The 24,311-nt window shown below is 67.5% G+C and carries 26 protein-coding genes and 2 tRNA genes; 8 read left to right on the top strand and 20 right to left on the bottom strand.

What is annotated here, in order from left to right:
- The 3 genes from CRP55_RS04590 to argS are packed head-to-tail and all read right to left on the bottom strand — an operon-like array spanning position 1 to position 4,357.
- Positions 1-1,308: a homoserine dehydrogenase gene (locus CRP55_RS04590; protein WP_097318139.1), complete on the bottom strand. Its 1,308-nt coding sequence runs from the start codon at positions 1,306-1,308 to the stop codon at positions 1-3.
- Positions 1,305-2,690 carry a diaminopimelate decarboxylase gene (lysA, locus tag CRP55_RS04585; protein WP_097318138.1) on the bottom strand — a complete coding sequence of 462 codons (1,386 nt, stop codon included), beginning with the start codon at positions 2,688-2,690 and terminating at the stop codon, positions 1,305-1,307. Before lysA ends, CRP55_RS04590 begins: the two co-directional genes overlap by 4 nt.
- Before the next feature lie 2 nt (positions 2,691-2,692).
- Positions 2,693-4,357 (bottom strand): arginine--tRNA ligase, encoded by a 1,665-nt coding sequence (argS, locus tag CRP55_RS04580; protein ID WP_097318137.1) that lies wholly within the window; start codon positions 4,355-4,357, stop codon positions 2,693-2,695.
- A 101-nt stretch (positions 4,358-4,458) separates the two neighbouring features.
- Here argS and CRP55_RS04575 point away from each other — a divergent pair, with 101 nt between their 5' ends.
- From CRP55_RS04575 to CRP55_RS04565, 3 genes are all read left to right on the top strand, one after another.
- The gene (locus CRP55_RS04575) at positions 4,459-5,265 is read left to right on the top strand and encodes a thioredoxin-like domain-containing protein (RefSeq protein ID WP_097318136.1); all 807 of its coding nucleotides are present in this window, start codon (positions 4,459-4,461) and stop codon (positions 5,263-5,265) included.
- Positions 5,265-5,921, top strand: coding sequence for a DUF305 domain-containing protein (locus CRP55_RS04570; RefSeq protein WP_097318135.1), 657 nt, complete (start codon positions 5,265-5,267; stop codon positions 5,919-5,921). The genes CRP55_RS04575 and CRP55_RS04570 overlap by 1 nt, the downstream gene beginning before the upstream one ends.
- A 75-nt stretch (positions 5,922-5,996) precedes the next feature.
- Positions 5,997-6,068, top strand: a tRNA-Arg gene (locus tag CRP55_RS04565).
- A gap of 84 nt (positions 6,069-6,152) precedes the next feature.
- On the opposite strand, the gene CRP55_RS04560 is transcribed toward CRP55_RS04565, so the two are convergent.
- From CRP55_RS04560 to CRP55_RS04485, 16 genes are all read right to left on the bottom strand, one after another.
- The gene (locus CRP55_RS04560) at positions 6,153-7,598 is read right to left on the bottom strand and encodes a tyrosine-type recombinase/integrase (protein WP_179855008.1); all 1,446 of its coding nucleotides are present in this window, start codon (positions 7,596-7,598) and stop codon (positions 6,153-6,155) included.
- Position 7,599: 1 nt separating this feature from the next.
- A complete protein-coding gene (locus CRP55_RS04555; RefSeq protein WP_097318134.1) occupies positions 7,600-7,794 on the bottom strand; it encodes a helix-turn-helix transcriptional regulator in 195 nt (64 codons plus the stop codon).
- On the bottom strand, positions 7,791-8,000 hold the full coding sequence (locus CRP55_RS04550; protein ID WP_097318133.1) for a hypothetical protein: 210 nt from the start codon (positions 7,998-8,000) through the stop codon (positions 7,791-7,793). Before CRP55_RS04550 ends, CRP55_RS04555 begins: the two co-directional genes overlap by 4 nt.
- A gap of 51 nt (positions 8,001-8,051) precedes the next feature.
- On the bottom strand, positions 8,052-9,902 hold the full coding sequence (locus CRP55_RS04545; RefSeq protein ID WP_245922777.1) for a replication initiator: 1,851 nt from the start codon (positions 9,900-9,902) through the stop codon (positions 8,052-8,054).
- A gap of 11 nt (positions 9,903-9,913) precedes the next feature.
- Complete coding sequence (locus CRP55_RS04540; protein ID WP_245922776.1) at positions 9,914-10,993, bottom strand: hypothetical protein; 1,080 nt, start codon at positions 10,991-10,993, stop codon at positions 9,914-9,916.
- A gap of 5 nt (positions 10,994-10,998) precedes the next feature.
- Positions 10,999-11,484, bottom strand: a complete 486-nt coding sequence (locus CRP55_RS04535) for a Pycsar system effector family protein (RefSeq protein WP_097318132.1) — start codon at positions 11,482-11,484, stop codon at positions 10,999-11,001.
- Positions 11,481-11,720, bottom strand: a complete 240-nt coding sequence (locus CRP55_RS04530) for a hypothetical protein (RefSeq protein ID WP_097318131.1) — start codon at positions 11,718-11,720, stop codon at positions 11,481-11,483. The genes CRP55_RS04535 and CRP55_RS04530 overlap by 4 nt, the downstream gene beginning before the upstream one ends.
- Positions 11,717-12,223, bottom strand: a complete 507-nt coding sequence (locus CRP55_RS04525; protein ID WP_097318130.1) for a hypothetical protein — start codon at positions 12,221-12,223, stop codon at positions 11,717-11,719. The genes CRP55_RS04530 and CRP55_RS04525 overlap by 4 nt, the downstream gene beginning before the upstream one ends.
- Positions 12,220-12,876, bottom strand: coding sequence for a hypothetical protein (locus CRP55_RS55980; RefSeq protein WP_342751513.1), 657 nt, complete (start codon positions 12,874-12,876; stop codon positions 12,220-12,222). Before CRP55_RS55980 ends, CRP55_RS04525 begins: the two co-directional genes overlap by 4 nt.
- Entirely contained in the window at positions 12,873-13,172 is a 300-nt protein-coding gene (locus CRP55_RS04515; RefSeq protein ID WP_097318129.1) for a hypothetical protein, read from the bottom strand. The genes CRP55_RS55980 and CRP55_RS04515 overlap by 4 nt, the downstream gene beginning before the upstream one ends.
- Positions 13,169-14,227 (bottom strand): DUF6197 family protein, encoded by a 1,059-nt coding sequence (locus CRP55_RS04510; RefSeq protein WP_143234409.1) that lies wholly within the window; start codon positions 14,225-14,227, stop codon positions 13,169-13,171. The genes CRP55_RS04515 and CRP55_RS04510 overlap by 4 nt, the downstream gene beginning before the upstream one ends.
- A 183-nt stretch (positions 14,228-14,410) precedes the next feature.
- The gene (locus CRP55_RS04505) at positions 14,411-14,818 is read right to left on the bottom strand and encodes a hypothetical protein (RefSeq protein WP_097318127.1); all 408 of its coding nucleotides are present in this window, start codon (positions 14,816-14,818) and stop codon (positions 14,411-14,413) included.
- A gap of 65 nt (positions 14,819-14,883) precedes the next feature.
- Complete coding sequence (locus CRP55_RS04500; RefSeq protein WP_143234407.1) at positions 14,884-15,756, bottom strand: FtsK/SpoIIIE domain-containing protein; 873 nt, start codon at positions 15,754-15,756, stop codon at positions 14,884-14,886.
- Between the two features lie 17 nt (positions 15,757-15,773).
- Complete coding sequence (ssb, locus tag CRP55_RS04495) at positions 15,774-16,223, bottom strand: single-stranded DNA-binding protein (protein WP_097318126.1); 450 nt, start codon at positions 16,221-16,223, stop codon at positions 15,774-15,776.
- A gap of 4 nt (positions 16,224-16,227) precedes the next feature.
- Entirely contained in the window at positions 16,228-16,434 is a 207-nt protein-coding gene (locus CRP55_RS04490; protein WP_097318125.1) for a hypothetical protein, read from the bottom strand.
- On the bottom strand, positions 16,431-17,306 hold the full coding sequence (locus tag CRP55_RS04485) for a hypothetical protein (protein WP_143234405.1): 876 nt from the start codon (positions 17,304-17,306) through the stop codon (positions 16,431-16,433). The genes CRP55_RS04490 and CRP55_RS04485 overlap by 4 nt, the downstream gene beginning before the upstream one ends.
- Before the next feature lie 726 nt (positions 17,307-18,032).
- Here CRP55_RS04485 and CRP55_RS04475 point away from each other — a divergent pair.
- From CRP55_RS04475 to CRP55_RS04455, 5 genes are all read left to right on the top strand, one after another.
- Positions 18,033-19,343 carry an NsdA family TPR-like regulatory protein gene (locus CRP55_RS04475; protein WP_498368165.1) on the top strand — a complete coding sequence of 437 codons (1,311 nt, stop codon included), beginning with the start codon at positions 18,033-18,035 and terminating at the stop codon, positions 19,341-19,343.
- Positions 19,344-19,357: 14 nt separating this feature from the next.
- Entirely contained in the window at positions 19,358-19,903 is a 546-nt protein-coding gene (locus CRP55_RS04470; RefSeq protein WP_097318122.1) for a GNAT family N-acetyltransferase, read from the top strand.
- A gap of 1,518 nt (positions 19,904-21,421) precedes the next feature.
- Positions 21,422-21,485, top strand: a tRNA-Ser gene (locus CRP55_RS52770).
- Between the two features lie 891 nt (positions 21,486-22,376).
- Positions 22,377-22,616, top strand: coding sequence for a helix-turn-helix domain-containing protein (locus CRP55_RS04460; protein WP_218854041.1), 240 nt, complete (start codon positions 22,377-22,379; stop codon positions 22,614-22,616).
- 174 nt (positions 22,617-22,790) lie between these two features.
- Positions 22,791-23,738 (top strand): type II toxin-antitoxin system HipA family toxin, encoded by a 948-nt coding sequence (locus CRP55_RS04455; protein ID WP_097318119.1) that lies wholly within the window; start codon positions 22,791-22,793, stop codon positions 23,736-23,738.
- Positions 23,739-23,749: 11 nt separating this feature from the next.
- Here the strand turns inward: CRP55_RS04455 and CRP55_RS04450 are convergent, their stop codons facing one another.
- Positions 23,750-24,229: a hypothetical protein gene (locus CRP55_RS04450; protein ID WP_143234403.1), complete on the bottom strand. Its 480-nt coding sequence runs from the start codon at positions 24,227-24,229 to the stop codon at positions 23,750-23,752.
- Between the last annotated feature and the right edge of the window lie 82 nt (positions 24,230-24,311).

Here is a 24,311-nt window from a genome sequence, read left to right as displayed (position 1 = left end):
TCAGACCCCTCCCTCGACGCGCAGCACGCTGGCGATGGACCGGACGATCTCGAGCCGGGACAGCGACTCGACGGTCGCGGCCAGGTTGGCGTCGGGCGCGCCGTGGGTGACGATGACCAGCTTGGCGTCCTCCTCGCGACCGGACTGGCGCACGGTCGCGATCGACACCTCGTGCTGGGCGAAGACGCCGGCCACGGCGGCCAGCACACCCGGGCGGTCGTCCACGTCGAGGTTGATGTGATAGCGCGTGACGGCGGCGCCGATCGGGCGTACCGGCAGGTGGGCGTAGTTGCTCTCGCTCGGCGCCCGGGTGCCGGCGAGCCGGTTGCGGGCCGCGGCCACGATGTCGCCCAGCACCGCGCTCGCGGTCGGCCGGCCGCCCGCGCCGCGGCCGTAGAACATCAGCTGCCCGGCCGCGTCGGCCTCGACGAAGACCGCGTTGAAGGCGTCGCCGACGCTGGCCAGCGGGTGGCTGCGCGGGATCATCGCCGGGTGCACGCGGACGCTGACCGATTCCTGGCCGGTCTCGTCCGGGCCGCGCTCGGCGATGCAGAGCAGCTTGATGGTGCAGCCCATCTCCTGCGCGCTGGCCATGTCGCCGGCGGTCACGCCGGTCATGCCCTCGCGGAAGACGTCCTCGGCGGTGACCCGGGTGTGGAAGGCGAGCGAGGCCAGGATGGCCGCCTTGGCCGCGGCGTCGAAGCCCTCGACGTCGGCCGTCGGGTCGGCCTCGGCGTAGCCCAGCTCGGTGGCCTCGTCGAGGGCCTCGCTGAAGCCGGCGCCGGTGGCGTCCATCGACGACAGGATGAAGTTGGTGGTGCCGTTCACGATGCCGGTGACCCGGGTGACGCGGTCGCCGTGCAGCGACTCGCGCAGCGGGCGCAGCAGCGGGATGGCCCCGGCCACGGAGGCCTCGTAGTAGAGGTCGGCGCCGCCCTCGGCGGCCGCGTCGTGCAGCGACCCGCCGTCCTCGGCCAGCAGCGCCTTGTTGGCCGTGACCACGCTCTTGCCGGCGCGCAGCGCCTCGACCAGCCACGAGCGGGCCGGCTCGATGCCGCCCACCACCTCGATCACCACGTCGACGTCGTCGCGCTTGACCAGCCCGAGCGCGTCGGTGGTGAACAGTGCCGGGTCGACCGGGAGGTCGCCGCGCTCGCGGCCGAGACGGCGCACCGCGATCCCGACGATCTCGAGGGGCGCGCCGATCCGGGCCGTCAGGTCGCCGGCCTGGTCGTGCAGCAGGCGTACCACTTCCGAACCGACGGTGCCGCAGCCCAGCAGGGCCAGGCGTACCGGTTTCACACTCATCCGACATCCAATGCGAGCAGGTCGTCCTCGGTCTCCCGGCGCACGATCACGCGCGAGGCGCCGTCGCGCACCGCCACCACCGGCGGCCGAGGGACGTGGTTGTAGTTGCTGGCCATGCTCCGGCAGTACGCGCCGGTGCCGGGCACCGCGAGAAGATCTCCGGGCTGCACGTCCGCGGGCAGGAATTCATCCTTCACGACGATGTCCCCGGATTCACAATGCTTTCCCACCACGCGGGCCAGCATCGGCTCGGCGGCGCTCTCCCGGCTCGCCACGGTGGCCGAGTAGGAGGCGTCGTAGAGGGCGGTACGGATGTTGTCGCTCATACCGCCGTCGACGCTCACGTAGGTGCGGATGCCGTCGACGTCCTTGACCGTTCCCACCTCGTACAAGGTGAAGACAGCCGGGCCCACGATGGCCCGGCCCGGCTCGATGGAGATCCTCGGCTTGCGCAGCGAGGCGAGATCGCACTCGCTCTCGATGATCTTGTTGAGCCGTTTGGCCAGGTCGCCTGGGGTGGAGGGGGTGTCCTGGGTGGTGTACGCGATGCCGAAGCCGCCGCCCAGGTCGAGGTCGGGCAGCTCGACCCCGCGGGCGTCGCGGATCTGGGCCTGGAGCTCGACGATGCGGCGGGCGGACACCTCGAAGCCGCTGGTGTCGAAGATCTGCGAGCCGATGTGGGAGTGCAGGCCCTTGAGCTCGAGTTTGTTCTCGTCGAGGATCTTGAGCGCGGCCTGGAGGGCCGCCCCGCCGGCCAGCGAGAAGCCGAACTTCTGGTCCTCGTGGGCGGTCGCGATGAACTCGTGGGTGTGAGCCTCGACACCCACCGTGACGCGTACGAGGACGTTCGGCCGCTTGCCCGCCCTTTCGGACATTTCGCTTAGGCGGTCGATTTCCTGAAAAGAGTCCACAATGATGCGGCCGACGCCCGCGTCGAGCGCCCGCTGCAGCTCGGAGATCGACTTGTTGTTGCCGTGGAAGCCCATCCGCTCCGGCGGGAAGCCGGCTTTGAGCGCCACCGCCAGCTCGCCGCCCGAGCAGACGTCGAGGAAGAGGCCCTCCTCCTCGATGATCCGCACGACCGCCTTGCACAGGAACGACTTGCCCGCGTAGAAGACGTCGGCGTCACCGAAGGCGGCCGCGAACTCCCGGCACCGCGAGCGCAGATCGTCCTCGTCGAGCAGGTAGGCCGGCGTGCCGTGCTCGGCCGCCAGATCGGCCACGCTCACGCCGCCGATCTCCAGATGCCCGCTCTCCGAGCGATTGACCGTGCGGGGCCACAGCTGCGGCACCAGAGCGTTGACATCCTCGGGCGTACGCAGCCACGCCGGTCCCCGGTGCCCGAGGTCGCCGTGCAGCGCCCCGGCCTCATGCGCGCGCATCCCTACATCCTTTCGGGCGCCGAGACGCCGAGCAGGCCCAAACCGTTGGCAATCACCGTACGGGTGGCGTCGTTGAGCCAGAGCCGCGCGCGGTGGGTGTCGGTGACCGGCTCGTCGCCCTGCGGCGTGACCCGGCACTCGCTGTAGAAGCGGTGGTACGCCCCGGACAGCTCCTCGAGGTAGCGCGCGACGTGGTGCGGCTCGCGCAGCTGCGCGCTCCGGGCCACCACGTCCGGATATTCGCCGAGGGTCTTGAGGAGCTCGTTCTCCTTCTCGTGGACGAGCAGCTCCGGCTTGAAGTCGGCCGCCTCGCCGCGGGTCACACCCTTGTCCCGGGCGTTGATGGCGACGTTGAAGGTGCGGGCCGCCACGTACTGCACGTAGTAGACCGGGTTTTCGTTGCTCGCCCGGGTCCAGATCTCGATGTCCAGGTTGATCGGCGAGTCGGACGAGTAACGGGCCAGCGCGTACCGCGTGGCGTCCACGCCCAGGGCGTCGACGAAGTCCTCCAGGGTCACGACCGTGCCGGCGCGCTTGCTCATCCGTACCGGCTCGCCGTCGCGCACCAGATTGACCAGCTGGCCGATGAGGATCTCGAGATTTTTCGACGGGTCGTCGCCGAAGCAGGCCGACATCGCCTTCATCCGGCCGATGTAGCCGTGGTGGTCGGCGCCCAACATGATCACGACCCGGTCGAAGCCGCGCTTGCGCTTGTCGAGGTAGTAGGCGCAGTCGGCCGCGAAATAGGTCCAGTCGCCGTCCGACTTGCGCAGCACCCGGTCCTTGTCGTCGCCGAACTCGGTCGTGCGCAGCCAGGTGGCGCCGTCGGATTCGAAGATGTGCCCCTGCTCGCGCAGCCGGTCGAGGGCCTCCTGCAATTCGCCCCGGTCGTGCAGGTCCTTCTCGTTGAAGTACGTGTCGAATTGCACGCCGAACTCGGTCAGCGACTGCTTGATCTCGGCGAACATCAGCTCCACGCCGACACGCCGGAAGGTCTCGAGAGCTTCAAGATCATCCAGCTTGAGTACGTCGGGAGCCTCGGCCACGACCGCGGTCGCGATCTCCGCGATGTACGCGCCGCCGTAGCCGTCCTCGGGCGCGGGCTCGCCCTTGGCGCTGGCCAGCAGCGACTTCGCGAACCGGTCGATCTGCGAGCCGGCGTCGTTGAAGTAGTACTCCGTGCCGACCGTGGCGCCGGCCGCGCGCAGCAGCCGGGACAGCGCGTCGCCGACCGCGGCCCACCGGACGCCGCCGATGTGCACCGGTCCGGTCGGGTTGGCCGAGACGAACTCGAGGTTGATCTTCTCGCCGGTCAGGGCGCCCGAATGCCCGTACTCCGAACCGGCCGCGACGATGTCGCGGGCCAGCACCCCGGCCGCGGCGGCGTCGAGCCGGATGTTCAGGAAGCCCGGGCCGGCGATCTCCACCGACTTGACGCCCGGCTGACTGCTCAGCTCCTCGGCCAGCGCGGCGGCCAGCTCACGCGGCGCCACCCCGGCCTTCTTGCCCAGTTGCAGGGCGAGCGTCGAGGCGTAGTCGCCGTGCTCGGGGTTGCGGGGCCGCTCCACCGTCGTCGTCTCCGGCAGCGCGGAGAGGTCGAGGCCGCGGGTCTCGAACACGGCACGAGCAGCTGAGAGAACGGTGGAAGCAAGGTTGGCGGGAGTCACTCAACCATGCTATCGGGGGTAGACTTCGACGCTCGGTGGCCACCCGCGCACCGGTTTCCCCCTCCTGACGAATCCCCTCTCCTGACGAACGACGAGGAACGATGAGCATGAGCACGCCGGGTCCCGAGAGGGTCCCGTCCACCGTCAAGGTCGGCAAGACCTCCGGTCAGGGCAAGCCGCCCGCTGGCGGTTCCCGCCCCGGCGCGTCTCGTCCCGGCGCCAAGAAGCAGACGCCCGGCAAGGGGGGCAAAGGCCGCAAGCCCGTCACTCCGGTCAAGGTCTCCGGCAGCCGCAACTGGGGCCCCATCGCGGTGGCCGGCGTCGTCGTGCTGATCGCGGTCGGCATCATCGGCTACGGCGTGTTCGCCGCGGTCAAGGGCGGCGGCAGCTGGGAAGACCGGGTCAACGCCATCGACGGCGTCGTCGACTACCGCGCGCAGAAGAACGCGGCCATCGACGCCCGCGACCACAAGGACGGCACCCTGCAGTACATCACCAGCCCGCCGGTGGGCGGCGCCCACAACGGCGTCTGGCAGAACTGCATGGGCGACGTCTACACCGAGCCCATCGCCAACGAGCACGCGGTGCACAGCCTCGAGCACGGCGCGGTCTGGATCACGTACAAGCAGGGCCTCGCCGCCGACCAGGTCGAGGAGCTGAAGCAGAAGGTCCAGGGCCAGGACTACATGTTCATGTCGCCCTACGCGGGCCTCGACAAGAACATCTCCCTCCAGGTCTGGGGCTACCAGCTCAAGGTCGACAACGCCGACGACAGCCGCATCGACGAGTTCATCAAGAACGCGCGCCTCAACGCGTCCATGGAGCCCGGCGCGGCCTGCTCCAGCGGCAACACCACCACCGGCCCGGTGACCGCGGCGGCCACCGGCACCGGGATGACGGGCAGCTGATGCCGGTCACCACCGACCAGTCCGCGACGGTCGCCGCCCCGATCTCCTCGGGCGGCGGCCGCCGGGTCGGCCTCTGGTGGCTGGTCGCCACCCTGGCCCTCGGCCTGGCGCTGGGCCTGGGCGGCGGCGTCCTGATCCCCCGCCTCACCCACCCCGGCGACGACTCGGTCGAAGCCGGCTTCCTGCGCGACATGTCCACCCACCACGCCCAGGCGGTCGAGATGTCGATGATCGCCCACGCCGACTCGGCGGACAGCCGCATCGTCACCCTCTCCGGTGACATCGCCCTGACCCAGCACGGCCAGATCGGCTACATGCAGGCCTGGCTGCGCAACTGGGGCCTCAGCCCGACCAGCTCCCAGGAGCCCATGGCCTGGATGCCCGACTCGGCCGGCTCGGTCGTCAACGGCCTCATGCCCGGCATGGCCACCCCCGAGCAGCTGGCCAAGCTCCGAGAGGCCAAGGGCAAAGACCTGGACATCCAGTTCCTCACCCTGATGCGCCAGCACCACCTGGGCGGCATCCACATGGCCCAGGAGATCCTCAAGCTCTCCGACAACAAAGACGTCACCTGGCTGGCCCAGACCATGGTCACCGGCCAGCAGAGCGAGATAGCCCTGATAGACCAGCTCCTGAAAAGCATCCAGGCCAGCTGACAACCCGTAGGCGCCGCCAACCCGTATCCGGTTGGCGGCGCTTCCTTGGGGCCTGCTAGAGTTCTGAACCACTGAGCCCCCGTAGCTCAGGGGATAGAGCGTCGCCCTCCGGAGGCGAAAGCGCAGGTTCGAATCCTGCCGGGGGCACAAGGCACCACCAGGGCACACACCCTCTCTACCAGCGGAAACACCCCAGTCCGCTTCGAACGCTTGTCCGGCTGCATCCGATCGTCACCGGCCCTCTACGAGGATCTGTGCCGAATACGTGCCGACGTTCGACCCGCCTCCCGCCTGCCGGGTGACGCCGTAACCGGCCTCCATCCGACGCCGCAGCTCTGCCACTCCACCGTCGAGGCACTTGGCGTAGTTACGCCATAGCACCTCCGGCGATTGACCGGCCCACTCCGCGATCTGTGTAGGCGAGATGCCCGCGTTGAGCTGCGTCGAGATCCCAGCATGGCGCAAGTCGTAGGGCGTCTCCCCCAGCGGCGAGGCGTAGACCTCCGGCGTAAAGGCCGCCGCGCGTGCTTGCCGCCAGACGCGATTGATCGTCAGGATCGGCAACTCAGTCTTATTGCGCTCGCCGACGAACAGCCGTCCTCCGGGGCCGAGCTTGAACCGCTCGATGTGCCGACGGATGCTCGCGGTCAGCACCGGCGGGCAGGGTACCCGCCGGACTTCCCCGATCGCCCGTTGCTTGAGCTGGCGGCGGTCACGGTTCCGGCCGGAATCGGTCCATGCCTTCCCCGCGTGCGGCTCAGCCGCCTCCAGGACGAACTCCCCCCATTCGTCGTCGCCGTCCGGCAGCACGAGGTTGCGGGGCAGCTCGATACTCGCCGCCTCCTCCGGTCGCAGCATCGCGTAGTACAGGCACTCGTAGTACGTGACCATTCGCGGCCCGATCCGCCCCTGACGACCTACCGCCGCAAAAAGGGTTCGGGCCTGCATCGGATTGACCACCCGTCGCCGATCGACACCGCTATTCGATGAACGCGGAGCCGTCCATTTCAATTTCGGCCACGGATTGTGGCCGAGCGCCTTTGCCTCGACCCCGTGTTCCAGCATCGCGGTAAATATCTTTCGCCGACGCGAGACCACATCCGGAGACATCGGCTGTCCGTCCAAGCGGAGGGTTAGCCCGTCCAACGTGCGGCGCAGCACCTCGGCGTCCAGTAGCGCCGAGGCGGGCAGGCTGTTCCGCGCCACCCACGACAAAGCGGCACGGATCTCGGACGGTATCGCCTCCTCGTGCTGGCGGGCGGGCGTGTTGAACGCCCACCGACGCAACGCCGTCCGGATAAGCCGATCGGCCGGCTTACCCTTCGTACTCTTGAAGAGCTGAGGGATGACAGCGGTCAGCGCTTCCGCCGCCGTCTTGCGGGTCATCGCAGCCGATCGCGGCCACTTCAAATCGGCGTACGAGCACGCGAGTTCGTAGCACGTCATGTTGCGCAGCTCCCGGTGCAGCGACACCGGGCGGCCGCTCTCGACAACGAAAGCTTCGCCCTTACGGGCAGCCGACGTCAGGTCGGCCCGGAAGCTTTCAGCCAGAGCCTTCTGCCTGAATGGCTCTTTGAAGCGCCGATCGGCCACCCGCCACCGCACCCAGTACGTGGTGGCCTTCGCACCCCGGTAGACCTCCGTCTTGTAGATACGGACGTCGTACGTCGTCTCCACCCTAGGCCGCCTTCGCTTCTTCCAGTTCGTCAAGCCACCGTTCATATTCGGATCGCCTGATCCGCAATTCCCCGTTCGGCAGCTTGATACAGCGGGGAGCGACCTTCTTGGTTCGCCAGTCGTAGAAGGTAGACCGCGCGATTTCCATTTCCGCGCAGAAGTCAGCCACCGTCAAATGCGAGCGGGAATTCCTCATCTGGGTGACACCTCCGTCGGGCGGACGGTCAGGTAGGCGTTGATCTCGCCGACGTGATCGGCGTGCCGGGTGCTGGTGCGGCATATGTGGTTCTCGCCGTAGACGGCGGCGAAGTGTTCGATCAGGTGTCGCTTATGAGCGGCGACGATGTTTGCGGGGCCGGTGAGCCGCACCGCAAGCAGTGGCCGGGGCCGGGTGGTGGGCATTGCGGTTCCTTCCTCTGGAGGGTCAAGGCGGCCTTGACGCTGAATCGCGCGTCAGGCGGCGGCGGTAGCCAGGTATGCCCTGGCGGCCTCCTGGTGCTCTCGGGCCATCGCAGCGGAAGTGTTGGCAAGCATGGCGTCGGCGGCAGTGCGCCAGCCGGACCCGACGAATTGCAGGAAGTTCACGACCAGCGTGGTGGGCTGTTCGCCCGGCTCGGTGGTCTCGGGGCCGGCACTCTGCTGGCGACGGAATTCGACGCGGCTGCCGCGCAGTATGGCGAAGGTGAGCGAGTAGCGGCGGCTCTTAGTGAGGAAGTGGCCGCCGAAGCCGAGCATGTGTGCCCACCGGCGTAGCCGGGCGGCCGGGTCGGTGGCCCGGGGGCGCTGCACGGGCTGTTGCTGCTTCAATGCGGCTGTGGTTGCCCGGTCGTCGGCGGCAGTGTGGGCCGAGCAGGTCGGGCACACGCGCAGGTGGGTGCGGGTGCCGCAGGCCGGGCAGCGCCACGGTTGGGCGAACGGGCCGTCGAGGGGGCCTTGGTAGCCGCGCAGCGTGCGTAGGCCGTCGCCGTGGTCGGGGCTGAGGTGCTGCGGGGCGCGGCCGAGGCGCCAGCAGGCGTTGATCAGCCTCTCGGTGTGGCTGCCGTGGGGGTTGGCGTGCAGGCCGATCGTGTCGATGTCGAGGCGGGCGGAGGCGTGTCCGGTGATTTCCGTCGACTTGGTGGCGTACTTCGCGAGGTAGGCGGCGACCTGGGTATCGGTGACGTCGCCGTCAGCGGCGACAGTGATCACCTTGGTCAGGACGCCTTTGTCGCCCCAACGGATCGCCCAGCCCTCGCGTTTAGCCGGGTGCGGGTCGGTGGTGAAGTGCACCGTCGTAGCGGCGTGGTCGATCGCGGCGACCAGGTCGGCGGCGTCGAGCCCGGCCGGGGGTGGGAGCACGCTGTCGGGGGTGTCGGGGTGGTAGCCGTCGAGCCGGATGATGGCGTGGAAGTGCACGACGCCGCGTCGTTGCATCTCCGCGGCTTTGCCGAACGACAGCCGCCACGGCGGGACGAGTCGACTGCGCTGCTTGCCGTGCTTGTCGATGTAGTAGATCCGGAATTCGGGGATGCCGCGCTGGCGGGCGAGTCGCCGGATGTAGCGGTTGATGGCGATGGTGGTGCGCCGCCACAGTTCGCCGGCCATCACGTTCCATACCGCTTGGGTGCCGTAGTCGTAGCAGTCCAGGCACAAAGGGGTGCCGAGGCGGGGATCGTCGCCGCTGTGCCGGGCGTAGCAGACTAGCCGGACGCCGTGCGAGCAGACGCTAAGATCACGGCGGGCGTGACACGGCTCGGGGCGGCAGTCGCAGTCCTTGCGGCGGGCGCAGGTGTGCCGTTTGACGACGCGGGTATGGACCTCGCCGAAGCCGGGAGCGGTGAACGTCGGGAAGACCGCCGGGTGATGCGCCACCTGCTCCGGTACGCCTTTGCCGCCGATCAAGCCGGTGCGCAGGATCTGGTAGGCGTCGTTCTGGTAGAGCTTCGAGCAAGCGGGGCAGACGGATTCGCGGCGGTTGCCGCAGGGCTTGTAGATGACCCCGTCCGGCATGTCCGCTGTGGAGCGCTCGGCGAGCAGGCGGCCGGTGGCGGCTTCGATGGTGGCGATGGTTCCGGCCAGCCGGACCGGCCGCGTGCACGCGGAGGCGGCTTTGACGTGGGTGAGCCAGGCTGGGTAGTCGTCGCGGGCGGCTCGGGCGATGGCCTGTTGGTGCAGGTCGGCGGAGCGCCAGTACCAAACTGGAGCAGCCGGAGGATTTGCGGCCGAGGGGTGTGAGTTCGTGGGGGTTGGCAGAAGATTTTGCGGTGAGGCCTGCGCGCTGGGGGCCGTACCCGAAGCAGTGGTGGCTTCGGGTACGACGCTCAACGTGGAGACGGTCACCGGCTGGCCTTTACGGGGTTGCCGTTGACGGTCGGAACAGGTGTTGTCGGGCTGTTCGGGCCGAGATCCAAGACGGCGAGGGCTTGGGCTGCTACGTCGGAGTTCACCTTCAGACGGGCGGCGAGCTGTCCGGCCTTGATCGGGACGCCATGTTCGGTGCGGTACTGCTCGGCGGTCTCGCGGGCCTTGACCAACAGGGCCGGGTCGACGGTGTACGGCAGGGGCAGCTGTGCAGGCTCCGGCTCGCTGACAGAGAAGTCGTCGGCGGGAGCGGCCAGGTGCTCAGCCGCGCGTGTCGGCGCGGTCTTGCGGGGCCGGGGCTTGGAGACGCCGGGAGTAGCCGGCCGTTCGGCGGGCGATCGCAGCGGGAGTTTCGCCGGGTCGGGGGTGACCCGGGTAGCGACCTGCGCTGGGGTCGGGACGTCGGTCCGGGTGTCCGCAGCGGGTTCCGGCGTCGGGGCCGGGGTGGTGCGAGGCTGCGGTGTGGTGTCACCCGTGGGCGTCGCCGCTGTGGTGCGTGGCGGGACGGCGGGTGCGCTCGGGGCCGTGTCGACAGGGTTCGCCGGGGCCGGGACGGGCAGGTCGTGTGAAGTTGTGGATTGAGTTGTCTGTGTAGTTGTGGATGCTGCTGGCGTGGTGTCGCGGTGTCCGGTGGCGAGGAGTGCTCCGGTCGCCATGACCATGAGTCCGTCGACCGCGAGCGGTCCGAGGACACGCACGATGTCTTCTTCGCCGTAGTAGGCCAGAAGTCCGGACAGGTGCCGGTAGGACACCAGGGCAGCGACGGCCGCGACGGGCGTCACGCTGATGAAGCGCAGTAGTTGCCACCACCAGCGGTGCGGCCACGCTACACGGGCCAGGATCTCCACGGCGATGAACAGGAACACCGGCCAGACGATCGCGCCGATGACAGCGCCAGGCTTGGGTGTCCACGTGTCGGGAGATCCGGTCGGAGGGATGTAGGAGTGGGCGACGTTCGCGGCGATCGAGACCGCAGCGCCCAGGGTCGAGCCCATGTAGGCCCAGAAACGGCCGGAGACCAGCGCGTTTCGCAGAACTTTGATGATGGTGGACACGAGGCTCACCAGCCCAGGCCGATGAGGATCGCGGTGAGGCCGGCGGTGGCCAGGGCGCAACCGAACGTGTCGACGGCCCGGCGCACGCGCCAGTATTTGAGGTACGCGCTACGCGCCATCAGGTGCAGTTGCTTGGCGCGTTCCTCCTCGGTGGAGTAGGCGTACAGGTCGCTGATCAGCGACCGGAAGTGTGGTATGGCGGCGTAGCGGACGAAGCCGCTGTTGCCGTCGAGGTTCGGCCGGATGGCCATGCCGAGCAGCAGCAGAGCACTGCTGATCAGCAGCACCGTGCACACGACGCCGACGATCGACGCGGGGTGCAGGTTCGCCTTGGTGCAGATCGCCGCGAGGGCGGTCAGGCTGGCGAGGCCGAGGGCCGTCAGGATGGACGCCTTGGTGTCCACCCGGGCGAGCTGGGCTTGCACGTCAGCCATCGGCTGAGCGAAGGCATCCCGCTCGGTGTTGATCTGGTAGGTGTGGATGTCGTTCATCGGGTCCGCCCCGGGGTGGCAACGGGCTCGGTTTCGGTGCGCAGCAGGTTGTAGCCCATGACCAGGGCGTTGGGGTAGCCGTTCGAGCGCAGGTTCTGCTCGATGAGCTGGACGCCGGCCAGGTCGGTGACCTTGACGGAGATCCGGAACTCCATGTTGCTGAAGCCGAGCCCGCCGTTGTGGCCGTACTGAATCGCGACGAAGTACACGAACCAGGTCCGCTGCGTGGTGGTCATCGGACGACCCCCGTCCCCAGGTCGTGGAAGCTGAGCACGACCGGGTTGGGCATCCTGTGGTGGTGCCGGAGCAGCTCCTCAACCTTCATGACGTCGTTCAAAGAGTTGATCGGCGTCTCTTGGGTGATCTCGATCCGCTGGAGCGGAGTGGAGCTGCGGGCCCGGCGGGGTTCGGTGGACACGAAGTAGCGGTACCTGCGGGTCACCGTTTCGCCGTTCGGGCGCTTACCAGCGGGGTCCCCGGGCCGGATGACCTGGATGCCGAGCAGGCTGAAGCCTGTCAGGATCTGGTCGGGTGCGTCGAAGTGCTCGGCGATGAGCTGTTGCAGCTCGGTGATGCTGTTCGCCGAGGTGATCGGCCAGTCCCGAGTGATCTCGGTCTGCCGGAATTCGACGAAGTTGCCGACCTCGATGGGCCGCACGGACAGCAGGTAGCTGTATCCGCGTGCCGCCGGGATGCCCTGCGTGGTGCGGGCAGTGTTGGTGTTGATGGGTGTGGTCATGACGTGTGGTCCCTTCCGTAGGGGTCGAACAGGGTTGGTGCGCTGCGGAACGGACCTGACGTCGGGAAGGCCGACTGCCGGACCGTCTGCCGCGTACGCGGGTTCGTGGTTCCGATCAGGTCGGCGAGCTGGACAGGGGACAGACGGGTTACCGCTTCCGGCGTTTCACGACGGCGGCGACGCAGGATCGGTCGCACAGTGGCGTTGGTCGGGCAGTCGAACTCGCCCTGCCGGTAGCGGTAGCCGCAACCCGGGCACGTTGATGCGGCCGGGTCACCGGGGTGATGCTCGGCGAACACCTGCACGAGGGTCGCCACGGTCACGCTCAGACCTGCCTCACGAAGCCGGCGGTCCAGAGCGTTAGGGGTCGTGGAGTCGCCGAAGCGCTGTTGCGCGGCCTGCTTGGAGACACCAAGCCGGTCGGCGATCTCGGACCAGGAGTAGGAGTAAGGGGCTCGCCGGAGTCCGGCCACGGCCAGACGGATCGTCGTGTCCACCTCGGCGGACAGTGACGCCAGCGAGGTCAGGGATTCGACATCGCCCGCGGCGACGCGACGGGCGTAGGCCCGCAGGATGCGCCGGACGAACGCGTCGAACTGGCTGTTTTCCACCTCACGCTTGGCGCGCTTGGCGGGTTTACGGTTGGCGGTCATCGGGTGACCACCTCGGCCAGGATCAGCAGGGCGGCGGCCACGAGGGTCAGCCGGATTCCTGCTTTCTGCCAGCCAGCGGCCATCGCCCACCACCGCCAGGTGACCAGGTACGACGGCACGCCGACACGGCGGGTCGCCTTAGCCCAGAACGTGGCGTTGCTGTACCGGCGCCCATCCAGCGGACGACCGGTCAGGAACCGCACCAGGAACGTGACCCAGACACGGGCACGACCGCGACGGTTCCGGCGACGACGGCGGTTACGGGTCAAGACGGGCTTGACGGTGTTCTTGCTCATTGACCGTCACCGCCCTGAGCTGCCCGCTCGGCGTTTTCGCCCGTGACGACGTCCAGGCAGGACATCGGGCCTTGCGAGCGTTGGCAGTACGGGTAGCCGCCCGGGGCACCACAGAACAGGCAGTGGCTGCCGTCGCTGTCCTTCTCGGCCAGCAGTGCGCAGTGCACGCACAGCACGCCGGAAGCGCAGAAGCACGAGGCTTCACACGCCGGGCAGTCGTAGAGGGTGCCGGGTTGATGCGGGTAGTCGACGTGTTCCGACGGCTGTTCAGCCGTGGGCTGGTCACCGGCTTTCCCGGTTGGCACGAGGCATCGTTCGATGGCCAACGGCAGCCGGGTACCGGCACGCAGAGCGTCGATCAGCTCGTCGGCCGGAGTGGAGGCCGCCTCACGCAGTACGGCGATGACGTCCTCGACACGGCGGCCGTGAGCGTCGTTGAACTCATAACTCTGGGTGCCGTCGTGCACGAGCAGCCACCGGTCCAGGTGCAGGACCGCTTGTTCGAAGTCCAGGAAGCCTGGATCGTCGAAGTGCTGCGACGGAGCGTCGACCGGGCCGCCGTAGCAGACCATGCCGATGGCGCCGGCCATGTCCGCCGGGGGCGTGAATACGCCGGTCGTGGCGTCGTAGTACGCGCCCTGGATCCAGCCGTGGCGCTCGAGGTAGCGTGCGGCCAGCCGCAGCACCACCGTGTGGGTGATGTTCGGCGATCCCACCGTCTCAAAACCGGTCGGGCTTTCGCCGGGCTGAGCCGGGATCATCGTCACGCAGTTCGGGCACAGCTGTTCGTCCCATGCGTAGACGCCGATCAACGGCTCGTTGCAGTCCAGGCAACGCCGGGCGTTGACGACCGTCCAGGGCTGCCCGTCCCACTCGGCGATTGCCTGGTCGTCGTCGCCTTGGCAGAGGAAGCAGCAGCACTCGCGGTGATGCCCTCCCGGCTTGGTGACGACGTCCGGCAGCAGCCGTGCGAGATCCTGCGGGTCAGGCAGTGCCTGGCTGATCGTCGCCCGGAACCGGGTGTCGTCGCCGAGCAGGCTGACCAGATCACGCACGAGGGTGCTGTCCTCGTGGTGGGGTTCAGGAGTGTTGTTCTCCTGGTGGTGGGTAGGGTTCATTGCGCCGACTCCTTCCGTCGGATGTGGGTTGGTGATGGGGCGGCGGCACCGGGAATCGCTTTGGTCGGTAATGCCTGGTGTCGTCCGCTCGGACCTGCGGTCCGTTGTTGTTGGAGCTGATCAGTGCCAGTGCTGCACGACGGTGATGCACTTGTGCCCGCCGAAAACAGCGGCACCAGCAGCGGCGAGCAGGATCGGGAAGGCGAGAACGCCGAGGCCGATGACGGACAGGAACATCCAGGCCATCCAGACCAGCCAGCCGAGCACGCCCAGGAACACGACACCGACGGTGACGCCGAAGCCGAGCCAGAAGCGCCGGACGCGACGATCACGCTCGTTGATCACGGCGCGCTGTTTGGCGTACCGGATGCGCTGACGGGCGTTCTTGGCGTGCCAGGCTTCGACCTCTTCGGCCGTCGTCAGCACGACATCGTTGCCCTGCTTTGCGGCGAGCTGCTGATGGGCAGCCCAGTCGAACGCCGGCCTTTTCTCCTGCACGTGCGCCGGGAGACGGTTGTTTCGGTCCATGAGGAACGGACCTCCTAACAGGGTTGTGGTTGTCTGCCCGGGGTTCCGGGAAGTTGTGGGACGCGCTACGCCGCTACCAGGACCGGTCGCTGGGTGCGGTGGTCGTGGGTGGAAGCGGTGGCGCGCATGTTGGCCGCGTAGGCGGCGATGGCCGCGCAGGTGCGGTCATCGAGGTAGGCGGTTTTGACCAGTCGGGGACTGCCGTTCTCGGCGATCAGCAGGCCCGAGCCGGGGTTGTCGACACTGAGAGCGGTCGCTGACCAGCCCTTTTTCTCCCAGCCGAAGCCCAAGATGACGTCCGAGGAGCTGTCGGTGGTGCACCGTCCGGCGAACCGCCACGAGAACAGATCCCGCAACGAAGTCGGGATGATGTCGTGGCTCGGACGTTGCGTCGCGGCGACAGTGATGATGCCGACCGCGCGGCCCCGAGCTACCAGGTCCCGCAGCAGTTTCGAGAAATCTTCCTGCTGCTTTTTGTCCCCGGCCACGGTCGTGAAATAGGCGATTTCATCGATCGCGATCAGGTAGGGGACGAACACGTCCGTACGCTTGATCTTGCGGCGTCCGCAGGCGACCAGGTAGCTGTACCGGTTGTCCATCATGATTTGCAGGCGCCGCAGCACGGAGATCGCGTGCACGATGTCCGGTCCGACGAACACCTCAGCGCACGGCCGCCACTGGCCCATCTCGACCTGTTTGCCGTCGAACAAGGCCAGCTTGCAGTCCAGCGACAGCGCCGCATGCGCCACCGCCAGGTTGATGATCGCCGACTTACCGGTGTCCATCAGGCCACCGGCCAGCAGGTTCCGGTAGATCAGCTGAAGCGTCACCGGGTCGCCGAACTCGTCGATCCCGATATAGACCGGGTCGAAAATCGACAACGGGAGACCGGCCTGCAGCGAAACGCCAGAGCCGTCAGCAACCAGGACGGGCGACATGATTCGTAGCCCTCCGGTCAGGCCGCCGGCGCGGGAGCCGCGGAGGCCCAGGCGTCGTCCGGCACGTCGCTCGGGGTGAACCCGTCACCGCCCTTGTTCCGGGTGATCCGGCTGACCTTCGCCTGAGCGAAACGCAGGCTCGGGCCCACCTCATCGACGTCCACGCTGAACCCGGACCGCTTCTGCCCGGTCTCCTTGTCCTCCCACCGCGACTGCCGCAGCCGCCCGATGACGATGACGCGGGTGCCCTTGGTCAGCGACTCGGCGATGTGCTCGGCCAGGTCGCGAAACGCGGTGCAGGACATGAACAGCGCCTCGCCGTCCTTCCACTCGCCCGACTGGCGGTCGAAGGTGCGCGGCGTGGACGCGACCGTGAACTTCACCATCGCGGTGCCGGAGTCCAGGAACCGCAGTTCCGGATCGCCGGTCAGGTTGCCGACCAGGTTGATCGGTGTTTCGTTGGCCATTTCCTTACTCCTTTGACTCATCGCGGGCGCTGACCGTCAGCACCTCGCGTGCTTGATCGAGCGCGCAGCTCAGCCGCTCGATATCGGCCGCCCGGACCATGAGGCAGAAGTCCGCACCCACGCGGATCACCGCCGTGTCCGGATGACCGTCGATCGGGCGCACCACCAGCGGTTCCTTACCGGTCCCCACGAGCGAGACGGACAGCGTCATCGCCGCCCTCCTCGCATCGGAGACGGTGCCGGCGGTTCGTCGATGTCGGCGAAGTCCAAGCCGACCTGCGGCACGGCCGGGGAGACCGGCACGTCCGCTTCCTCGCTGTGACGCAGGCTCGGGATCAGCAGCGCCAACGGCGAATCCACCAGGTTGGTCAACGGGTCACGACGGGTGATGTCCACCCGCACCAGCGCCGCGTTGCGCTCCGAGGCACCCGACATGCGGACCTGCTTGGCGTAGCAAGCCACCGCGATCAGCGGGCCTTTGCCTTCCAAGCTCTCCAGCGCGAAACCGGGACGCAGCCACAGCCACACCCGCTCACCCGCATGCGTCGGGCGCGCCCACAGCAGCAACGGCAACGCCGGAGGCGGGCTCCCTTGCACCCGGCTCTGACTACGCACCAACGTGGCGAAACACAGCCGTAGCCGGTGGCGAACCACCAGACACCACGACCACGCCCACACGAACCGGCGAGACCGACCCGGCACCAACACCGCCACCGTCACGGCCAGCAGGACCACCGAAGCGATCCACCACGTCGCGGCATGCGCCAGCACGACCCAGCCAGTCGCGACCAGCGTCACGGCCGTGATCTCGAAAGACCACCACCACAGCACCCGCGCAACCGGCCAGATCCGCACCAGCACCGCCGCGACCACTGCGCACACGACACCCGACGCCGCGCCCAGCGCCACCGCCAACCACAGCGGGTAGAACACGCTGAGCACCGCCGTGACCAGCACATCGAGCGCCAGGCCCACGACCAGGGCCGCGACCTTCGCCCGCCGGATGTACCACTGCGATACCGGCGGCTCCACGAGGGCCACGGTGCCGACCATCTGACGACCCGACGAACTTCCTGCCTTCATCGGTTGTCACCTCCTACTCGTCGATCAAATACAGCATCGGTGCTGTATTCCTAAGCCGACCGTACAGCGCCAGTGCTGTATTCGCTAGGCGCGCGTTGAAGGATGGCGCAGAGAGTGAATTACTTGCTGCGGCGCGGCCGGGCTGCGGACCAGGCCTTCACGGTCGCGGGCCTCCAAGCCGGTGACCGGCCGAACATTCGCTCCGAGGCTGGTGCCTGACCGCGCGCCACGTACGCCGCCCACGTGCTGCGAGTGATCCCGAGGTACGCGGCACACTCGGCCGCAGTCCACCAATCCGTGGGCAGCTTGTCGTATTCGGGCGTCGAGGTCATCACCTCTAACCGTAGACGAGCGTCGCTCAGGGCTTGCGGATCCACGCCTACCTCCGACGCGCATTCGCGCTCGCAGGATCGTGCCCCAGCGCGGCCGCCGGGCTCCGTGGTTAACCAGAAGGATGAAAAGGATTTCCAGGACCAGCAGCGCGATTCCGCCAAGGAAGACGATCACGGGGACCGCCATAGAGACATTCCTCATCGGTTTCTTCCTCTCCCTCTGCAAGGTCGGTCGCGTACATCCGAGAGTGAAGTGATCGACAAGGACCTATCTAGGTCCCGAAGTGGACCAGTGGTGGACCAGCGGCGGACATGTGAGGGACATTGGTTGTGGAGCTGCCTGGCGTGCGCGACCGTCGAGGTAGAACCCACTATCTGGAGACCGGAGGGGATCGTGGCCCGACCACGCAGAGAACCCCGAACCGTTCTGGAGCACCTGATCCAGCAGCGGGATCGAACGTACGAAGAGATGGCCGCTGACTTCGAACGGCTCGATGAACGAGCGACGATCAGCGCCCGCCACCTGGCGCGCCTTGCTCGCGGCGAACGCGGGACGGCAGGCGCCACGCCGGCCACCCGGCGAGCCCTACAGGCCCTCTTCGGCGTGCCCCTCGATGAACTGCTCAGACCGTGGGTTCCGACTCCAACCACAACAGCGCTGGCCACCGACGGCTCCCTGGTGCTGCCGTCCTCCGGCGACGAAAGGAACATCATCACCATGGCCGCCGAACGCGCCCGCCGGTTCACACTGCTCGCCGCCGAGAGCACCACACCAGAATCCGTCGATCAACTTCGCGAAGATGTTCAGCGGCTCGCGCTGGCCTACCCGCAACGACCGCTTACGGAGCTGCTCGGGGATCTCGCCGAAACTCAGGACACGCTCTTTGCCCTGCTCGAACGCCGCCAGACGCCTCAGCAGGCACGACAGCTGCACTTCCTGGCGAGCGTAACCAGCGGGCTCCTCGCCAAGGCCTCTCACGACCTTGCCGACCCGCACGCCGCCATGCTCCAGGCACGCACGGCGATCCTCTGTGCTGACCAAGCGGACCACAATGGCCTCCGAGCTTGGCTACGTGGCCTGCAATCGATGGTCGCCTACTGGGCCGGCCGATACGCCGAAGCCGTCCGCTATGCCGAGATGGGAACGGCATTCGCGAACCAGGGCAGCGGGACAACCACCGTCTGGCTGCCCGTCAGCCTGGCTCGCGCATACGCCGCTCTCGGCAACGGAGATAAGGCGCTCGCCGCAGTACGTAACGCCGAGGATGCGTGGGAGTCCGTCCGGCCCGACGACATGGACGAGCTAGGCGGAATCTGCACCTTCACCCGACCGCGAACGCTCTACTACGCCGCCGATGCCCTCGCCTGGCTGCCGAACGAGGCTGACAACGCCGTCTCGTATTCGACCAGGGCCGTCGCCGCGTACTCCGACACCACCGACCCCGCGTGGGCCTTCGGCGACGAGGCCGGCTCTCGCACTGACCTCGCTATCGCACGCATCGCTTCCCGCCAAATCGAAGGTGCCGCCGAAGCACTCGCCCCGGTCCTCGATCTAGCGCCGGAGCAGCGAATCAATGGCATCATCAGCTCGGCTCAGCGCGTCCACCAGGCGGTAACCCGCGCTGGTCTGGCGAACGACGGCCGCGAGTTGATCGAACAGATCGAGGACTTCACACTCACCCCTCTGAAGGCTCTGCCCAGGTAGGGCAAGATGTGCCTATGTACCCGGTAAAGCTCGCTGGCCGCGCCGTTCTACTGCGGGAATTCCGCACGGACGACGCGGCCGCTTCTTTGTCCATCGTCGGCGACGATCGGGTCACTCGGTGGCTGTCCTTCGACAGCCGCAACGAGGCCGCCGCAGAGGCAATGATCGATGGTGTCGTCGAGCGAGCCCAAAGCAGCCCGCGCACGGAGTACTACCTCGCGGTTACCGCACCGGACGACGAGCTGGTCGGCTTCGCCCGTCTCGGCCTGTCCGGTGTCAAGGCTGCCAAGCTCGGCTACGCCATCCGTGCCGACCGCTGGGGCAATGGCTACGCCACCGACGCCGCCAGCCGAATGATCTCCTTCGCTTTCGAGGAGCTGGGTCTGCATCGCGTCTCCGCGGCCATCGGACCCGACAACACAGCCTCCATAGCCGTCGCGCGCAAGCTCGGCATGCAACACGAAGGCCGCCTTCGCGACCATGTCTTCACCAACGGCGCTTGGCGCGACTCACTTCTCTACTCGATCCTTACGGACGAGTGGGATCACTCGAAGAACTGACCGCGAACATGCGAGTGCCGGCCCTGATGCCCGTCGAACAGCACGCACCCGTTGTCGTCCGCCTCCAGGTCGCCGGGACTTCGCTCTGCCGTACACATTCCCAGTCGGTTGACCTCAGCGGCAATCAGCGACCACTGAACCCACCACTCGTTCCCAGCGGCGCTCTGGCCCAGCCCTGCATGCGCGCCCGCGTGTCCCCGCTCCAGCTCGCAGGAGAGCTTCTCCGGCGGCACGTGAACGGGCGACGGTAGAGCGTTCAGAAAGCGACTCTGGAGCGGGTCAAGCACAAGCACAGCCGGACAGTAGCTGGGAGCACCAGTCGACATCTCCTCAGAGTACGAGCCGCGCGAATTGCTGTCTGTCCGCGATCTATCTAGAGCACAAAGTAGGGCCTAGCCGATGCTCGCGTGGGTCCTAAACCGGGTGAGAACTTTCTCTACATCTTCAAGGCGCGGCCCGGGATCGACGCCTCTCGCCTTCGGCTTCGGCGTCGACCCGTCCGCGCAATTACGAACCTCGGCCGAACACAACGAAGCCCCGGCTGGCCTCCGTGACGGAAGGCAATCGGGGCTTCGTCTGTTAACCGGACTACTAGAGCAGACCACCCACCGCACCGATCACTGCCGCGACAGCCAGCAGCACCGGGGGAAGGATCCGCAGGTAACGACAGACCACTTCATGGCGGTCCGTACGTCGTCCCTGGTTTCGCCTGGTCCGCCGTCTTGGTACGTTCGTCATGGCTCCCTCGCACTCTGTCCGCTAGACGGGTTCACGGAGCCGCTCAGCGGTGTCCGAGGGATCAGCTCGGGCACCGCTTTCTGTTAGGCATCCGTCCGGAAAGGACCACCATTTGGTGGCACCTGAACGATGACAGCGCGTAGTCGGCCGTTTTGCAAATGAAGTCCAACGCATGCGAATGCGGGCATGTAACTATCGGTTACGGAATGTGGGATCTTTCACCGCGAAATTACGGGCAAAACCGGCGGGCACCTATTGACACGTCTCTGCACCCGAGAGACCTCGCTTCGCGCTCGGGTGCAGCGTAGTCAGCGCGATATCGCTATGCGTGTAGCCACTCCGCGTGTCTGATGTGAAGTACGACACATTCCCCGTCATATCGGCTTCGACCGAAGTCGTTATAGCTTTTCGACATAACTACAGCGAGCAACCGGGACACAAGTTGCTAGCAACTCTCTTTGCCGGGCCTGAAACCCGCCTCCAGCGGCCGGGGCGTCGCCCCGGACCCCACCTAAGACCACGCCTCCGGCGGCGCTCAGGGAAGAGGCTTCCCGTCACCCCGCTGGAAGCAATCAGACCGGGCGTCGGCCGGCAAGCGGAGGAGCGTGCTTGCCGGCCGACGCCCGGCCCGATTGGGCTACGCCCGGCGCGACGGGAAGCCTCTTGGCCCACTCCCTCGTAATAAAACCCCTGATCAGACCCACCCGTGCCGAATACGTGCCGAAGCAGGTGTGCACGCCAACCCCGGTAGCCGACATATACCCTGTTCAACCCACATCCGCCGTTCCGGATCTCACGTCGCCCTCCGGAGGCGAAAGCGCAGGTTCGAATCCTGCCGGGGGCACGAGTTTGGGAGTCCTCTGCCTGCTGAAGAGCGCAGGCCGGGGACTCGTGCTTTTTCTCCTGGGGCCCGAGCCCCAGACCCCACGCCGTGGGGAGGTCCCCCGGATCCCCCATCTCGGTGGTTGCGCTTGGGAGCCATCTCTCTCGATGGTTGCGCCGCTTGGGAGCGGTCTCTCTCGGTGGTTGCGCCGCTTGGGAGCGGTCTCTCTCGGTGGTTGCGCTTCGGGGTGATATCTCCCGGTGGTTGTGCTTCGGGGCGGTCTCGCGGGTGTGCCTTGAGAGCTGGCCGGGATTGTGCTTGGCGTCGGTCGGCTCGCGCCTCCTCGCTCGCTACTTCCCTCGACCTCAGGCACCGCGTTTCCTCTCGCCCTTGCGGGCCACCGACCCCTCACGCGTATGCGCGCCGCCCTTCTCGCCCGTGCGGGCCACCGCTCCCCTCTCACCCTCTCGCCTCTCGCCCGCGCGCGTGGTCCTCCTCCTCTCGCGCTCGCGTGTCGCGGCGCTCTCGCCTCCGCGCGCCGCCCCTCTTTCCCCTCATGGGCAGCCCTCTCGCCATCACGCGTCGCGGCCCTCCCGCCCCCGCACGGCGCCCTCGCCTCTCGCCATCGTGCGTCGCGGCCCTCCCGCCCCCGCACGGCGCCCTCGCCTCTCGCCATCGTGCGTCGCGGCCCTCCCGCCCCCGCGCGTAGCCCCCTCTCGCCCTCGCGTGCCGCCCTTTCCCTCTCGAACCTGCGGGACGACCCTTTCCTCTTGCCTAGCAATGGAAAGTAAGGGTCAGGATGTTGAGCGTTAACGGGTATAGTGGTCTAGATAGTGAGCGTTAATGGGAGGGGTTGTGCCTCGGGGGTCGGCGCGGGTCAGTGCGGCTGCGGCCAGCATTGGGGAGCAGTTTGTGGCCTGGCGGAAGTTGCAGGGGCTCACGGCGGTGCAGGTTTCGGAGCGGGCCGGCATCTCGCGGAACACCCTGCGACGTGTTGAGACGGGCGATACGGGGGTCGGTATGCAGGCCTTTCTCAGCGTTGCCCGGGCCCTTGGTGTGCTGGAGGCGATCGTGAAAGCGACGGATCCGTACGAAACTGATCTGGGCCGTGCGCGCGCCGACGAGATTCTGCCGATGCGGGTTCGTCAATGAGCCGCCTTCTCACCTACGTCGAGCTCGGCCGATCCCGCGCTCCGCCTCACGACGGGCTCGTGGCCCTTACCGTCCGGGCTTCCCGGCGCTTTCAGTGACGCGGCCCCCGATCGCTGGGGCCGTAACCTGATCGCGCGGCGCCTTCGCGCCGAGGCCGGCGCGGCCGGCCGGGCCGTGCCCACTCTGGACGACCGGGACTATCTGCTGGGAGTCAGCGACGAGACCCGGCAAGGCGCGTTGCGCTTCAAAGTCGAGGGCGAAGCCCAGTTTCAACATCCGTCCCCGGATGTTCCGAAGCTCATCGCGCTCCCCTCGCTCATGTATGCCGCCGACGCCGCTTCACGCGACGGGCCGGACAACATGGAAGCGATCAAAACGCTGTTGGACGCGGGGACAGCATCGCTCGGCGGCGCGAGACCCAAAGCCTCGGTTCGCGATGGCGATCGCCTCCTGATCGCGAAGTTTCCGCACCACGCGGACGGGTGGAGCGTCATCGCGTGGGAGAAGACCGCCCTTGACCTCGCGGAGGCGGCGGGAATCCCGGTTCCCAGAAGGCAACTGGTCGGTGTGGAGGGAAGTCCCGTCCTTCTGCTCGACCGGTTCGACCGGGAGGGATCGCGCCGGGTCGGATACATCAGCGCGATGACCCTCCTGGAGGCGCAGGACGGGCAGCCTCGCGACTACACCGAGATGGCCGAGGTCATTCCCGAGCAGAGTTCGGCAGCGGTCGACGACCTCCGCCAGCTGTGGCGGCGCATCGCGTTCTCCGTGGCCCTGCACAACACCGACGACCACCTTCGCAACCACGGATTCCTACGTCGTGGCCCGGGTTGGCGGCTGGCTCCCGCCTTCGACATCAATCCTCATCCCGACCTCGCCGCGCAACGGGTCACCGGCATTGCCGGAGCAGCCGATCCGGCCGATGAGGTTCAAGCCCTTCTCGTCTACGCGGAGAGTTTCGGCCTGACCGACAGCCAGGCACGGGCCGTCCTGTCCGAGGTTGCGGACGCCGCCTCCAATTGGGAGGCGGTTGCGCGGAGCAACGGCATTCCCCAGTCGGAGATCGCCCGTTTCGAGAGCACCCTGAGTCAAACCGTGAGCGTCGTCCGCTCGAAGACGTAGCGGCCGGTGGGTCAGAAGCCGATGTACAGGGAAGGGCCGGCGTAGCACTGCTGGCGGGTGTCGCCTGAGTCCCAGCGCAAAGTGATGCAGACGGCGGGGTACATGGAGTTCGCCGTGGTGCCGGTGTCGAGGAACGCAGCGGGGGTTGTCGCGGGCAGGCCGGGGCTGGTCAGCTCGGGGCTGCAGGAACGCTGGTAGCGCGGGGTCTCCCAACTGGTCTCGCGGGTCACCATCTTGGCCCAGCCGGTCAGGACGCAGGACGAAGCTCCGGTGGCGCCGGGGCTGACCAGGACACTGGCGTTGAAGAAGACCCACTTGCCCTGGGTGGGGTAGGAGTCGCTGTTGGCGTACGGGCAGACCTGGATCCCGCCCCACGGCGTGAAGCACGGGTCCCAGACTGCGGCCTGAGCGGGCGTGGCCGTCAGCGACAGGGTCGCTATGCAGACCGCGGCGATCGCCAGCAACCGGCGTACAAACGGAATGTTTCGCATGGGCCCTCCGCGGATCTTCGTCGCCTGAAGGGACGCTAACAGTGTTATCGGCACCAGTCGATGTCCCGCCGGTGAACAGCTG

It is taken from the genome of Paractinoplanes atraurantiacus, from assembly GCF_900215205.1.
GTDB lineage: Bacteria > Actinomycetota > Actinomycetes > Mycobacteriales > Micromonosporaceae > Actinoplanes > Actinoplanes atraurantiacus.
The sequence above is the reverse complement of the archived record's forward strand: the minus strand, read 5'-3'. Positions and strand labels throughout refer to the sequence as shown.

Bases quoted from the DNA above. Each gene is read 5' to 3' on its own strand.
- CRP55_RS04590 (WP_097318139.1), bottom strand. From the start codon at position 1,308: ATGAGTGTGAAACCGGTACGCCTGGCCCTGCTGGGCTGCGGCACCGTC.
- lysA (WP_097318138.1), bottom strand. From the start codon at position 2,690: ATGCGCGCGCATGAGGCCGGGGCGCTGCACGGCGACCTCGGGCACCGG.
- CRP55_RS04575 (WP_097318136.1), top strand. From the start codon at position 4,459: ATGAGCATGAGCACGCCGGGTCCCGAGAGGGTCCCGTCCACCGTCAAG.
- CRP55_RS04570 (WP_097318135.1), top strand. From the start codon at position 5,265: ATGCCGGTCACCACCGACCAGTCCGCGACGGTCGCCGCCCCGATCTCC.
- CRP55_RS04555 (WP_097318134.1), bottom strand. From the start codon at position 7,794: ATGAGGAATTCCCGCTCGCATTTGACGGTGGCTGACTTCTGCGCGGAA.
- CRP55_RS04550 (WP_097318133.1), bottom strand. From the start codon at position 8,000: ATGCCCACCACCCGGCCCCGGCCACTGCTTGCGGTGCGGCTCACCGGC.
- CRP55_RS04535 (WP_097318132.1), bottom strand. From the start codon at position 11,484: ATGAACGACATCCACACCTACCAGATCAACACCGAGCGGGATGCCTTC.
- CRP55_RS04530 (WP_097318131.1), bottom strand. From the start codon at position 11,720: ATGACCACCACGCAGCGGACCTGGTTCGTGTACTTCGTCGCGATTCAG.
- CRP55_RS04525 (WP_097318130.1), bottom strand. From the start codon at position 12,223: ATGACCACACCCATCAACACCAACACTGCCCGCACCACGCAGGGCATC.
- CRP55_RS55980 (WP_342751513.1), bottom strand. From the start codon at position 12,876: ATGACCGCCAACCGTAAACCCGCCAAGCGCGCCAAGCGTGAGGTGGAA.
- CRP55_RS04515 (WP_097318129.1), bottom strand. From the start codon at position 13,172: ATGAGCAAGAACACCGTCAAGCCCGTCTTGACCCGTAACCGCCGTCGT.
- CRP55_RS04505 (WP_097318127.1), bottom strand. From the start codon at position 14,818: ATGGACCGAAACAACCGTCTCCCGGCGCACGTGCAGGAGAAAAGGCCG.
- CRP55_RS04500 (WP_143234407.1), bottom strand. From the start codon at position 15,756: ATGTCGCCCGTCCTGGTTGCTGACGGCTCTGGCGTTTCGCTGCAGGCC.
- ssb (WP_097318126.1), bottom strand. From the start codon at position 16,223: ATGGCCAACGAAACACCGATCAACCTGGTCGGCAACCTGACCGGCGAT.
- CRP55_RS04490 (WP_097318125.1), bottom strand. From the start codon at position 16,434: ATGACGCTGTCCGTCTCGCTCGTGGGGACCGGTAAGGAACCGCTGGTG.
- CRP55_RS04485 (WP_143234405.1), bottom strand. From the start codon at position 17,306: ATGAAGGCAGGAAGTTCGTCGGGTCGTCAGATGGTCGGCACCGTGGCC.
- CRP55_RS04470 (WP_097318122.1), top strand. From the start codon at position 19,358: ATGTACCCGGTAAAGCTCGCTGGCCGCGCCGTTCTACTGCGGGAATTC.
- CRP55_RS04450 (WP_143234403.1), bottom strand. From the start codon at position 24,229: ATGCGAAACATTCCGTTTGTACGCCGGTTGCTGGCGATCGCCGCGGTC.